12 protein-coding genes and 1 tRNA gene are annotated in these 11,784 nt (G+C 63.9%); 3 read left to right on the top strand and 10 right to left on the bottom strand.

Going from position 1 to position 11,784, the window contains the following annotated elements; all coding sequences use genetic code 11:
* Positions 1 to 23 precede the first annotated feature (23 nt).
* The 3 genes from CGS25_RS05035 (at position 24) to CGS25_RS05025 (ending at position 1,445) form a co-directional block, all read left to right on the top strand.
* A complete protein-coding gene (locus tag CGS25_RS05035) occupies positions 24 to 308 on the top strand; it encodes an oxidative damage protection protein (protein WP_101674788.1) in 285 nt (94 codons plus the stop codon).
* Positions 309 to 359: 51 nt separating this feature from the next.
* Positions 360 to 435: transfer RNA gene (locus tag CGS25_RS05030), tRNA-Phe, on the top strand.
* Between the two features lie 98 nt (positions 436 to 533).
* Positions 534 to 1,445 (top strand): bestrophin family protein, encoded by a 912-nt coding sequence (locus CGS25_RS05025; RefSeq protein ID WP_157933783.1) that lies wholly within the window; start codon positions 534 to 536, stop codon positions 1,443 to 1,445.
* Positions 1,446 to 1,608: 163 nt separating this feature from the next.
* On the opposite strand, the gene CGS25_RS05020 is transcribed toward CGS25_RS05025, so the two are convergent.
* From CGS25_RS05020 to CGS25_RS04975, 10 genes are all read right to left on the bottom strand, one after another.
* Positions 1,609 to 2,925 carry a peptidoglycan DD-metalloendopeptidase family protein gene (locus CGS25_RS05020; RefSeq protein WP_101674786.1) on the bottom strand — a complete coding sequence of 439 codons (1,317 nt, stop codon included), beginning with the start codon at positions 2,923 to 2,925 and terminating at the stop codon, positions 1,609 to 1,611.
* 90 nt (positions 2,926 to 3,015) lie between these two features.
* The gene (locus tag CGS25_RS05015; RefSeq protein ID WP_157933782.1) at positions 3,016 to 4,455 is read right to left on the bottom strand and encodes a DHA2 family efflux MFS transporter permease subunit; all 1,440 of its coding nucleotides are present in this window, start codon (positions 4,453 to 4,455) and stop codon (positions 3,016 to 3,018) included.
* A gap of 66 nt (positions 4,456 to 4,521) precedes the next feature.
* Complete coding sequence (locus CGS25_RS05010) at positions 4,522 to 5,541, bottom strand: LacI family DNA-binding transcriptional regulator (RefSeq protein WP_089031007.1); 1,020 nt, start codon at positions 5,539 to 5,541, stop codon at positions 4,522 to 4,524.
* Positions 5,542 to 5,675: 134 nt separating this feature from the next.
* Positions 5,676 to 7,016, bottom strand: coding sequence for a TRAP transporter large permease (locus CGS25_RS05005; protein WP_089031006.1), 1,341 nt, complete (start codon positions 7,014 to 7,016; stop codon positions 5,676 to 5,678).
* Complete coding sequence (locus CGS25_RS05000; RefSeq protein WP_101674784.1) at positions 7,013 to 7,609, bottom strand: TRAP transporter small permease; 597 nt, start codon at positions 7,607 to 7,609, stop codon at positions 7,013 to 7,015. The genes CGS25_RS05005 and CGS25_RS05000 overlap by 4 nt, the downstream gene beginning before the upstream one ends.
* Before the next feature lie 64 nt (positions 7,610 to 7,673).
* Positions 7,674 to 8,384, bottom strand: coding sequence for an SDR family NAD(P)-dependent oxidoreductase (locus CGS25_RS04995; protein ID WP_089031004.1), 711 nt, complete (start codon positions 8,382 to 8,384; stop codon positions 7,674 to 7,676).
* Between the two features lie 48 nt (positions 8,385 to 8,432).
* Positions 8,433 to 8,987, bottom strand: coding sequence for a carboxymuconolactone decarboxylase family protein (locus tag CGS25_RS04990; RefSeq protein ID WP_101674783.1), 555 nt, complete (start codon positions 8,985 to 8,987; stop codon positions 8,433 to 8,435).
* 12 nt (positions 8,988 to 8,999) lie between these two features.
* The gene (locus CGS25_RS04985; RefSeq protein WP_101674782.1) at positions 9,000 to 10,100 is read right to left on the bottom strand and encodes a TRAP transporter substrate-binding protein; all 1,101 of its coding nucleotides are present in this window, start codon (positions 10,098 to 10,100) and stop codon (positions 9,000 to 9,002) included.
* A gap of 54 nt (positions 10,101 to 10,154) precedes the next feature.
* Positions 10,155 to 10,685: a carboxymuconolactone decarboxylase family protein gene (locus CGS25_RS04980; protein WP_101674781.1), complete on the bottom strand. Its 531-nt coding sequence runs from the start codon at positions 10,683 to 10,685 to the stop codon at positions 10,155 to 10,157.
* A gap of 24 nt (positions 10,686 to 10,709) precedes the next feature.
* On the bottom strand, positions 10,710 to 11,555 hold the full coding sequence (locus tag CGS25_RS04975) for an SDR family NAD(P)-dependent oxidoreductase (RefSeq protein ID WP_089031000.1): 846 nt from the start codon (positions 11,553 to 11,555) through the stop codon (positions 10,710 to 10,712).
* Positions 11,556 to 11,784 lie beyond the last annotated feature (229 nt).

Below are 11,784 nucleotides of genomic sequence, written 5' to 3'. Positions count from 1 at the left end.
CCGGAATCAGCAAGGAGAAACCCATGACCCGCACCGTGTTCTGCCGCAAAAACCAGCAGGAGCTGGAAGGCCTGGACAAGCCGCCGTTCCCCGGCCCCAAGGGCCAGGACATCTTCGACAACGTGTCCCGCCAGGCCTGGCAGGAATGGCTGCACCACCAGACCCTGCTGATCAATGAGAAGCATCTCAACGTCATGGACCCCAAGGCCAAGGCCTTTCTCGACGAACAGCGTGATCGCTTTTTAAACAACGAAAGCGTAGAGAAAGCAGAGGGTTATGTTCCGCCCACGAAAGACGCCAACCAATAGCCGCCGACTCTTGACGGAGCCACGCACAGCCGGTTTAATACGCGCCCTAACGCCCGGATAGCTCAGTCGGTAGAGCAGGGGATTGAAAATCCCCGTGTCGGCAGTTCGATTCTGTCTCCGGGCACCATCTCTGAAAGGCCTCGCTTATGCGGGGCCTTTTGCGTTGTGGCCGCGTGGTCTGAGATCCACACTGTTACCTGTCACCACCGCCGCCGGATGCCCGCCATGATCGTTCGAGACCGCCCCCACGCCCTGGCCCTGCTGATTGCCCTGCGCGGTTCGGTGGTGCCGGCGATACTGCCGCACATTCTGGCTGCCTCGCTGTTCGCCGCCGGGCTGACTTTGATCAATCAGTTTCACTACCTGGACATCAGCCATTACACCGTGCTGCCGGTGACGCTGCTGGGCATTGTGTTGTCGATTCTGCTCAGCTTTCGCAACAACGCGGCCTACGACCGTTGGTGGGAGGCGCGCAAGCAGTGGGGCCAGATGGTTTATGAGATCCGCGCGCTGGCGCGGGCCAGCGGCACGCTGCTGGGCGCGGAAAACGCACAGCGGCGGGCGTTGCTAGGCTTACTGCTGGGGTTCGTCCATGCCCTGCGCGGGCAATTGCGCGATGAGACGGTGGAGGAGGACCTGCGCCGGGTGACGGGCGACGCCGCCGTGCAGCGTGCGTTGACACGCAGCAACGGCGCCGACGATTTTTTGCATCAGGCCGGCGAGCTGCTTGGGGAGCTTTACCGCGGCGGACAACTGGACAGCGTCGGCGTGCGCGTCCTCGACGAACGGCTGACCGCACTGGCCGGCATTCAGGCCGCCTGCGAGCGCATCGCCTCGACGCCGCTGCCGTTCGCCTACACCTTGCTCGCCCACCGCACCGCCTATCTGTACTGCTATTTGTTGCCGGTGGCGCTAATCGGCGCGATTGGCTGGGCGACGCCCCTGTTCGTGGCGCTGGTGGCCTACACCTTCTTCGGCCTGGACCGCCTCGCCGAGGAACTGGAGACGCCGTTCGGCCGCAATGCCAATGACCTGCCCCTGGACGCGCTGTGCCGCACCCACGAAATCTCGGTGGCGCAGGCGCTCGGCGAGACACCACCGGAGCCGTTGGTGCCGGTTAAGGCTTGGTTGCAGTGAGGTGGGGCGCTGAGCGCCTGACGCTGGACGCTGGACGCTGGACGCTTTTAAACACCTTAACTGAACCGGGTTGCGGCTTCGCAATGCGGCGATGCAAATCCGCAACGCTGGCAAACCCGGGTTTTGATTTTAGCGTCCGGCGTCCAGCGTCAGACGCCTACCCTCAAACCCCACCCTTATCCGAACCACCCTGCTGAGCCACGGCGGTGCCGGCTTGCTGGTCGTCGCGGTCCAGTTTGAAGTAACCGGCGTAGCGGCTTTGGAAGCGCTTGAGCTCGTCGCTTTGCAGTTTGCCCTTGGTGGGCAGGGACACCGCCATGGCGTTGACCGGGCGGCCGTTCATGCGCAGTTCGTAGTGCAGGTGCGGGCCGGTGCTGCGGCCGGTGTTGCCGCTGTAGGCCAACACCTGGCCCTGGTGGACGGTGTCGCCGGGGCGCACCTTGATGCGGCTCAGGTGCAGGTAACGGGTCTGGTAGCCATCGCCGTGGTCGATCACCACGTAATTGCCGGCCAGCGCATGGTGCACCACCTGTTTGACCACGCCGTCGGCGGGCGCTTCCACCGGCGATCCCACCGGCATGGCAAAGTCGGTGCCCAGATGCGGGCTGACCCGGCCGGTGATCGGATGCAGGCGACGCGGGTTGAAGTTGGAGCTGATCCGGTAGCTCTGCTCGAACGGATAGCGCCAGAAGCTGGGCAGCAGGCTTTCGCCGCTGGGGGTATAAAAACGGTCGTCGTCGAAGCGGGCGGCGGCCACCTGGATCTTGGCGCCTTCGTAGTCAAAGCCCATCAGTTTGGCGGAATAGGCTTCGGCGTGATCGCCGAGCCGCTCCACTTGCACCATCACCGAGAAACGGTCGCCACGGCGGGCTTTCTTGGTCAGTGGCAGCAGTTCCGCCACCTGCCGCGCGATGCTGTCGGCGCTGCCGCCCAGCGACGGGTCGCCGGCCAGGGCGGCGGCCAGGCTGGTGTCGATGCGCCCGGCGATCTGTACCTCATGGAGGGTGCGGCTCAGGTTGAGCGGCCCGCCGCTGATGGCGTCGCCATCCAGGTGCCACTGATAGCCCTCACCTTCGTTAAGCCAGACGCGCAGGTTCAGCAACCGGCCTTCGCTGTCGGCCTGCCATTCCAGGTGCTGCCCGGGGCGCAGGCGCGCCAGCATCTGGCCCTTTTCGGCGTTGGCGAGCAGGTGATAGAGGGTCTCGCGCGGCAGCTGCCACTGATCGTTCCAAAGGTTGGCGAGCACGTCGCCACGGGCAATCGTGTAATGTTCCCAGGGCAGCGGCTCCGGGGTCTCATCCAGGGTGTGGAATTCGGTGTTGCCGGTCAGGCGCATCAGGGCCTGATCGAGCATTGGCGGTGGCTCCGGCAACGGCCGGCTGGCCCACCAGAAGGCCAGGGATACGACAATCAGAGCCGGCGCCAGCAGCGGCTTGAAAATCGAACTCAAAGGGGTGGCCTTCACCGTAGTGCTGGACATAACGATGACCTATTCTTGCGCCTGCTCACAGGCCGATCTGATTCGCGAAAGGCGTTACTCTATTACATCTTTTGCCAATTGCCCAATTCTTCACGCCTTGACGACCGGTTCGCCAGCCAGAATCCGCTTGCCCCGGGCCAGGTTATAAAGAGGGATCACCCCGGTGGCGAACAGCATCGCCAGCAACAAAAAAGCGTCCCGGTAGCCCTGGGCGGCCCCGGCGCCCTGACCGAACGGGAACAAAGCGGAGTTCTCCTGCAGCACCACCGCCACCAGATTGATGCCAAAAGCGCCGCCCAATTGGCGGGCAAAACTGATCACTCCGGCGCCCTGATTGATCTGATCCTCACGCAGCAAGCTCAACGCGGCGACGATCACCGGCGGCATCAGGAAGGCGCAGGCCACCCGGGTCATCACCGCCCAGAACGCCAGCCAGAAGAACGAGGCGCCACCGGCGCACACACTCAGCGCCAGCGCGGCCAGGCAAAAGCCCACCAGCCCCACCGACGCCATGCTGGTGACGCTGTAACGGTCCGCCAGCCGGCCCACCACCGGATAAATCAGGCCCATGGCCAGGCCGGCGGGCATCAGCATCAGCCCGGCCTCGGTGGGCGAATAATCGAGCACCGTTTGCATCAGCAGCGGCAGCAGATAAACCGAGCTGAACAGGCCGCCGCCGGTGAGCATGGCCAGCCCGAAGGCGCCCTTGAAGCCCGGCCGGCGGAATACCGACAGCGCCAGCAGCGGGTCCCGGCAGGTCAATTCCCGGGCCACGAACAGCACCGCCGCCAACGCGCCGATGGCCAGGGCGCTCAGTACCGCGCCATCGTCCCAGCCACGGTGAGGCCCCCTTGCCAGGGCCCACAGCAGGGTCGGCAGCCAGCCGACCAGCAGGATCACGCCGGGCAGATCCAGACGCCGGCGCCGGCCCTCTTCACGGCCATCGAACAGAAAGCGCGAGCCCATGAACAAAGCCACGAAGGAGCTGGGCACCACCACCAGAAACACCGCCCGCCAGTGAATCAGATCCACCAGCACGCCGCCGAGCACCGGCCCGAAGGTGGGCGCCAGGATCACCCCCATGCCATAAAGGCCAACGCTGCGGCCGCGCTGCTCGACGGGAAATACCCGGTAGATGATCAGCAGCGCGAGCGGCTGCACCAGCCCGGCGGTCAGCCCTTGCACCGCCCGCACCGCGATCAGCGAGCCGAATGAGGGCGCGATGCCACCGGCCGCCGAGGCCAACAGGAACACCAGCAAGGCGCCCCGGTAGGTGTATTTGACGCCGAACGCGCCGACGCACCAGGCGTTGATCAGCATGCCCATGGTCATGCAGCTCAGAAACGCGGTGGACAACCATTGGGCGTCGGTGTGGCCAACGTGGAAGTCGACCATGATGTGCGGCAGGGCCACGTTGATAATGGTTGAGGAGAGCGACATGGAAAGCGAGCCGACCATGGCGGTGGCCGTGACCAGCCAGCGGTAGCGCTCACCGTGGCGTTCGATCATGCGGCTTAATTCACTACTCAACCGGCCTCTCCTCTGCGGTGTTTTGTTGTTGTGCGCGCCGCTTCCCACCGCGCCTTCAGGGCGTTCTCAGGCTCCCGGGTCACGCGGGGCGGCACAGGAGCCGCGCAGCACCAGTTCGGTGGGCACCGTGACACGCCCCGGCGCGGCGCCCGCGGCCACGCCATTGATCTGCGCCAACAACAAGCCGACCAGGGCGTCCGCCACATCGTCGGCGCTCCAGCGCAGCGCGGTAATCGGCGGTTCGTGGACCGCGGTCCACTCGGTATCGCCGATGCTGATGATCGACAGGTCGGCGGGAATCCGCAGCCGGCGCTCGCGCAGGGTACGCAGGGCGCCGGCCAGAATGCGCGTGCCCAGCAACACCAGCGCGGTGGGCGGTTGCGCCACATCGAGCAGGTCGGCGACGTCATCGGCGGTGTCCAGCCCCAGATTTTGCGGCCGGACAAGGGCGTTTTGCTCCGGCAACCCCGCTTCCCGAAAGGCCGCGCGGAATCCCGCGATGCGCTCGCGCCCGGGCCACAGGTGCGCCAGCGGTGTCAGCAAGGCAATACGACGGTGGCCCAGATCCAGCAGGTAACGGGTGGCGGACTTCACGCCGCTGCGGTAATCGGTGGTCACCGAGGCGAAGCGACGCGGGAAGTCGCCGCTCATCAAAGCGATTGGCGCGCCAAAACGCTCCAGGGTCTCCAGCATCGGCCCATTGGCGTCGCTGCCCGGCGCCATCAGCAGGCCGTCCACGCGGCGGCGCTTGAATTCCGCCAGCACGTCCAGCTCGGTCTGCAAGCGGTTGCCGGAACTGGCCAGCAGCAGCATCAAACCGTTGGCGCGCAGGCGCGCGTCCACCGCGTTGATGGTGGCGCCATAAAGAGGGTTGGAAATGTCGGTGACCAGAAACCCCACCGCGCCGGTGGAGCGGGTGCGCATGCTGCGCGCCAGACTGTTGGGCTGGTAGCCCAACTTGGCGACCGCGGCATCGACCTTTTTTTTCATCGCCTCACTGACCGCGAGGCCGTTCAACACCCGGGAAACGCTGCCCACCGAGACCTTCGCCTCACGTGCTACGTCCTTGATGGTAAATCCCGTCATCTGGGTTCCAGGGTGCCGCGCCGGGATCACAAAAAACGCGTTCGCGGGCACCCGACGTGCCCGCAAGCGGTCAAAATCAGGCGCGATTATATCGTTTCATTCACGCCCTGTCGCCTTGTCGCCTGCCCGGCCGGCTACATCAACGACGGCAGATACAGCGCCAGGCCGGGAAACAGGATCAGAATCGCCAGCGTGATCAGGTCCATCACGATGAACCAGCTGACACCACGAAAGATCTGCCCCAGCCGGATACTGTCGCCGGCCACCGCCTTGATGATGAACACATTGATGCCGATGGGCGGCGTCACCAGGCCGATTTCCAGGTACTTGATCATGATGATGCCGAACCAGATCAGGTCGTATTCCAAGCCCTTGATGATCGGGATCACGATGGGCAGCGTCAGCAGCATGATCTCCATGGCACCCATAAAGGTGCCGAGAAACACATACAGCAACGACAACGAAGCGAGGATCACCAGCGGCGGCACATTCTCGAACCCGGCCGCCCAGGTGGTCAGATCGCCGGCGATGCCGGTCAGCGCCGTGAAGGTGGTCACCATATAAGCGCCGATGATGGCGGCGAACAGCATGGAGGTGTTCTTCAGGGTCTCCTTGAACGCATTGGACGTCTTGTGGCGGTTCAGCCGGCCGCTGAGAAAGCAGATCAGAAAGGCGCCGAACGAGCCGATGCCGCCGGCCTCCGACGGCGTGAACATGCCGGTGTAAAGGCCAATCACGATCACGCCGATCAAGGTGATCATGCCCCAGGTGCCTTTCAGAGAGTGTACTTTTTCACGGAAGCTGACCTGCGGCACCGGCGGCGCCAGCGCCGGGTTCAGCTTACAGCGCAGCATCACCATGCCCACGTACATAAACAGCGACAGCAACCCCGGAATGATGCCGGCGACGAACAGCTTGGCGATGGATTGTTCGGTGAACACCGCATAGAGAATCATCAGGATGCTGGGCGGAATCAGCGAACCCAGCGTGCCCGACGCCGCCACCACGCCAGCGGCCAGGCCCTTGTCGTATTTCCAGTTGAGCATCTCGGGCACCGCCATGCGCCCCATCGCCGCGGCGGTGGCCAGGCTCGAACCGCTGATCGCGGCGAACAACGCGCACCCCACCGACGACGCCACCGCCAGGCCACCGGGCACGCGCGCGAACCACAGACGCGCGGTGCCGTAGATGTCCCGGGTAAAACCGCCTTCGGTGGCGAGATAGCCCATTAACAGAAACATGGGAATGGTAGTGAAGGTGTATTCCGCAGTACTGGAATAGGCCAGCTGGCCGAGGAAGCTGTTGGCGGCGTTGAAGGCGTTCTCGAACATCAGGGTGTCGCCACCGCGCGCCGCCAGCACCAGCACCAGGCCGCCATAGCCGGCGGCCACCAGGGAAATCGCGATCGGCACGCGCAATAACAGCATGCCCAGCATCAATACGGTGACGCCGATACCAATGGTTTGCGGGTTCATGGGCGCGTCTCCCGGTGGCGGGCGCCGTCGCCGCGATCCGCGTCGGCGGCCATGTCCACTTCGTCGAGCGCCTGGCGCACCTCGGTCTGCGCCACCGCCGGGCGGGTGGCGGGCAGCACCAGTTGAATCAGCATGCGCAGACACCACCAGCCCAGCCCCAGGGGGATCAGCATTTTCACCGGCCACTCCGGAATATAAAGCACGCTGCTGAAGCCATAGCCGCCGGTCCGCCAGGATTCATAGGCATTCAGCCAGCCCAGCCAGGCCATCAGCCCGAATACCACGATGCCAAACACCAGCCCCATGGAGATCAGCAGGCTCTGCACCCGCCGGCTGAACAGGTCGCTGAGCACGGTGACCTCGATATGCGCGCCCACCGATTGCACATAACCGAGCGGCAAAAACACCATGCCGACCATCAGCATTTCGCTGATCAACAGGCCATCCGGAACCGTTTTGTGCAGAAAACTCCGGCCCACCACGGAAACGAAAGTGAGCAGCATCATCGCCGCCAGCAACAGCTGCGCGACGAAAATAAACACGCCATCCACGCGGTCCATGAAACGCACCAGTGGAGAATCGATTGTTGTCATTATTGGCTCCTTATTGATTGCCGCCATTGGTCGCAAGCGTTGATCGCAAGCCAGCCGGCGGCCGTTACATCGGCGCCGCGCCCACCGTGATACCGCCGCACACGTACAGCACTTGGCCGGTCACGAAGCCGGCGGCGGCGAAGAACGCCACCGCGTCGGCCACGTCGGCGGGCTCGCCCATGCGGCGCAGGGGCACGCCGTCGATAATCGCCCGGGTCGCGTCACTGTCCGCCGGGTTGGCGCCTTCAAAGCCGGCGGTGCGAATCGGCCCGGGAGCCACGCAGTTAACGGTGATGTTGTCGCCCGCCAGCTCCAGCGCCATGGTTCTGGCCATGCCGATCAGCCCGGCCTTGCTGGTGGAATAGGCGGTGCGCAGTTTCTTGCCCAGCGCGGTGCGGCTGCCAATGTGCACCACGCTGCCACCCCCGGCGCGGCGCAGCGCCGGCAACACCGCCTGGGTGGCGGCGATGCTGCCGCGCAGGTTGATGGCGAAGATGCGGTTGATCTGCTCATCGGTGGTGGATTCGAGGTCGGCCGGCAGCGCCACCCCGGCGTTGTTGACCAGGCAGGTCACCGGATAGAGGTTGCCCAGCGCGGTCACTTCTTTTCTTAACGCGACGCTGTCCGCCACATCCACAACCCGGTGCTCGCTGGCGTGCGGGTGCTCTGGCGTCAGCGGATCAAGCACCAGCACCTGATAACCATCGGCGGCGAAGCGCTCGCAAATGGCGGCGCCAATGCCCCGCGAGCCGCCGGTCACAATCACTGCGGTCATTTCGAATTCCTTATTAGGGACGATGCCCACGTTAGGGACGATGCCCACTCAGTTTGATGGCCGCGCCGGCGGGAAGCTGTCCATGGAAGGCTCGTTGTCTTCCAGGTCGACTTCGAAGTTCTCCAGCAGGCGGCTCACCAGCATGTAATAGCCAATGGTCAGTTGAAGCTCCACCAGCGCCCGCGGCGAAAGCCGGTCGTGCAGGGCGTAAAACAGCGAATCGCCGGCTTTGCCACGCAGCACCACCTGGTCGGTAAAGCGCAGCACCAGGGCCTCGTCGGCGTCGAACACGGCGGCCTCCGGGCCATCGTGCAGCGCCTGGATTTTCGCCTCGCTGACCCCGACCCGTGCCGCCAGCCGTTTGTGTTGGTGCACCTCGTAATCGCTGCCGCACAGAATGCCGGTGCGAACAATCGCCAACTCACGCCAGCAATCGTCAAGCTCGTTGTCGCGCAGCAGCGCCGAGCCGAGAGCGAGCATGCCCTCGGCGGCGGGCCCGGCGTGGGCGGCGATGCGGTAAATATTCAAGGGCGGCCGGGTGCTCACCAAAGCTTTGAGCGGTGCCGAGGCATCCCGCAGGTCGAAATAGGCGATACGTGCCATGGCGCGGCTCCTTTACTGGCTGGCCTGCTTGTCCCAGGGATAACCGTCGCGCGCCACTTCCTGCTCGACCTTGTCGATCTCGGCGCGGAATTTCTTGTGGAAAGCGGCGGCGTGATCGCTCCAGCGCGACATTTGCTTGACCATTTCGTCGGCACCCAGCGCCAGGCCCTTGGCCCATTCCGCGCGCTGCTGCGCGTTGATCTTTCTGAACTCAAGCGGGTATTTGGGATCTTTCTGCAACGACACCCGGTAATGCGCTTCGTCTTCCACGCTGGCGCGGGCCAGTTTCACCAGCAACTCGTCTTGCAGGCCGTCGATCAGCGTCTGCTGCTTGGCGTCGAGACTGTTCCAGGTGTTCAGGTTCATCATCACCACGTTGCAGTTTTGCCCCAGGTTGGGCTCGACCACATATTTGCCGACCTCGTTCTGGCTGTTCGGGCCGATCAACGGCACATAGGTCATGGCGCCGTCCACGGTGCCGCGCTCCATGGCGGAATAGATGTCGGGGAACGGCAGGCTTACCGGCGAGACATTCCAATCCGCCAGCATCGCCACCTTGGCCATGGTGCCGGGCATGCGCACCTTGTCGCCCTTGAAATCCTCTGGCGTCAGGTAGGGGCGATCCTTGCTGAGAAACACCTGCGGGCCGTTGGAGACATGCACGATGTATTTCATGTTGTTGCGCTTCTCTTCTTCCTTGAGCGGCGCGTCCTCATTACGTACCCGCCGCAACGCCTCGGCCACCACGTACTGATCGCCGGAGCCGGTGCGGGTGTTCTCCAGATACCACAACGGCATTTTGTCCGGCGAGTGGGCTGGAGAGATAAAGGCGATGTCGGCGATGCCCGAACTCACCGCGCCGGCGGCGTCTTTCAATTTCACCAGGCTTTGCAGCCAGTAGTATTTGATTTCCAGCGAGCCAGCGGATTGCTCTTTGACTTGCCCGGCCCACCATTCCCATACCTGGTTGACCCGAGTTTCACTGGGCGGGCTGGACATAGCGAACGACAGCGTTCTGGCCTGGGCCGCGCTCACGCAGCTCAGCAGCAGCACGCCCAGCGCGATCGCCAGGGTGCGCCCGCCGGTGACGGATTTTCCGTTTGCGTTGATCATCGTTGTTCTCCTGAGTTGTTGTTATCGGAGCCACGGCACGCCCGGCCCTTCCGATCAGGCGGAGGGCGCGGGCTCGCTGTCTTCCAGATCCACTTCGAAGTTCTCCAGAAAACGCGACACCATCATGTAAAAGCCGATCAGCAGATGAAGCTCCACCAGTTGCTGGGCGCTGAGCAGTTTTTCCATGGCGCGGAACGCGGTCTCTCCGGCCTTGACGTTGAGCACCACGGTGTCGGTGTAGCGCAGCAGGGTGCGCTCCTGTTCGCTGAACACCGCCGCGTCGGGGCCGTCGTACAGAGCGTCGATTTTTTGTTGCTCAATGCCGACGCTGAGCGCCAACCGGGTGTGCTGGTGCACTTCGTAAGGCGCGCGGCAAAGAATGCCGACGCGCACGATCACCAGCTCCCGCCACTGGGTATCCAGGCTGTTTTCGCGCAGCAGCGCCGAGCCCAAAGCAAGAAAGCCTTCCGCCGCCGGGCCGCCGTGGGCGAGCATGCGATAGATGTTCAGTGGCCGGCGTGAGGCCACCAGGGCGCGCAGCTCATCGGACAGGGAATCCACATCCGCATAGGGAATTCTGGCCATGGCGTTGTTCTCCTGTGTGTCGGATTAAAAAATGCTGTTGCCGAGACCGCCGTCGACCATCAGGGTGTGGCCGTTGACGTAACTGGATTCATGGCTGAGTAGAAACAGCATCGGATAGGCCACTTCCCAGCCGGTGCCCTGGCGGCCAAACGGCACGTTAACCGCGCGGTCAGCACGGCGCGCGGTGGCGGCGCGGCCCATCGGGGTATCGATCAGGCCCGGCGCCACCACGTTGCAGCGAATGCCCTGCCCGTGGCCGGCCATGGCAACGCTGCGGCCCAGCGCCAGTTGCGCCGCCTTGGAGGTCTCGTAAGCGGGGTTGCGGCCAGTGGGTCGCTGGCTGGCCAGCGACGAGGTCAGCACGATCGAGGAGCCCGGCTCCATCACCCGCAACGCCTGCTGACAAATCAACATGTGGCTGCGGATATTGATGCCGTGTTCCTTGTCCCAGCTTTCCGCGCTGATCTTGTCCAGCGGCAGCCCGTGGCTGATGCCCACGTTCACTACCAGCGCATCCAGTTGGCCGAGCGCGGCGCGCGCCTGCTCGATCATCGCGCTGATCGCTTGCGGGTCGGACACATCCACTTGCAGGGCGCTGGCCTGGCCGCCGTCGGCGGTGATCCGGTCCACCGTGCCCTGCACGCTTTGCTGGTTGATGTCGGCGCACGCCACCCGGGCGCCCTCGCGCGCCGCCAGCAGTGAAATGGCGCGGCCATTGCCCACCGCCACTTCTTCGTCGTCGGTGTCGCGCTGCCCGGCGCCCACCACCAAAAGATGGCGGCCTTCCATGCGGCCACGGCCGGGGGCCGCGCCAATCGCTTCCTGGAACATCTGCGTGGCCGGGCTGACTTTCCGTTCTGGCACATTCATCGGCTTATCCTTTTCTTATTCGTTGGTCTCTTGTTCGCGGGTCTTTTCCGTTTGTTCATCAATGGCGGGCATGGCGGGCGCACTGAAATTATATCGATTCAATTTCTCACCCAAGCCAGCCCAACGCCATAACTCTAGAAGGTAGTTTTAGGCCAACCGGCGCGTCAAACTATTTATTGAATCGTTTCAATTTCGACCCTGAAAAGGCGCCAACCCAAAGGCAAAATCA

This window comes from Alloalcanivorax mobilis (genome assembly GCF_002864685.1).
GTDB lineage: Bacteria > Pseudomonadota > Gammaproteobacteria > Pseudomonadales > Alcanivoracaceae > Alloalcanivorax > Alloalcanivorax mobilis.
This window is presented reverse-complemented; position numbering and strand designations above follow the sequence as displayed.

Bases quoted from the DNA above. Each gene is read 5' to 3' on its own strand.
- CGS25_RS05035 (WP_101674788.1), top strand. From the start codon at position 24: ATGACCCGCACCGTGTTCTGCCGCAAAAACCAGCAGGAGCTGGAAGGC.
- CGS25_RS05025 (WP_157933783.1), top strand. From the start codon at position 534: ATGATCGTTCGAGACCGCCCCCACGCCCTGGCCCTGCTGATTGCCCTG.
- CGS25_RS05020 (WP_101674786.1), bottom strand. From the start codon at position 2,925: ATGTCCAGCACTACGGTGAAGGCCACCCCTTTGAGTTCGATTTTCAAG.
- CGS25_RS05010 (WP_089031007.1), bottom strand. From the start codon at position 5,541: ATGACGGGATTTACCATCAAGGACGTAGCACGTGAGGCGAAGGTCTCG.
- CGS25_RS05005 (WP_089031006.1), bottom strand. From the start codon at position 7,016: ATGAACCCGCAAACCATTGGTATCGGCGTCACCGTATTGATGCTGGGC.
- CGS25_RS05000 (WP_101674784.1), bottom strand. From the start codon at position 7,609: ATGACAACAATCGATTCTCCACTGGTGCGTTTCATGGACCGCGTGGAT.
- CGS25_RS04995 (WP_089031004.1), bottom strand. From the start codon at position 8,384: ATGACCGCAGTGATTGTGACCGGCGGCTCGCGGGGCATTGGCGCCGCC.
- CGS25_RS04990 (WP_101674783.1), bottom strand. From the start codon at position 8,987: ATGGCACGTATCGCCTATTTCGACCTGCGGGATGCCTCGGCACCGCTC.
- CGS25_RS04985 (WP_101674782.1), bottom strand. From the start codon at position 10,100: ATGATCAACGCAAACGGAAAATCCGTCACCGGCGGGCGCACCCTGGCG.
- CGS25_RS04980 (WP_101674781.1), bottom strand. From the start codon at position 10,685: ATGGCCAGAATTCCCTATGCGGATGTGGATTCCCTGTCCGATGAGCTG.
- CGS25_RS04975 (WP_089031000.1), bottom strand. From the start codon at position 11,555: ATGAATGTGCCAGAACGGAAAGTCAGCCCGGCCACGCAGATGTTCCAG.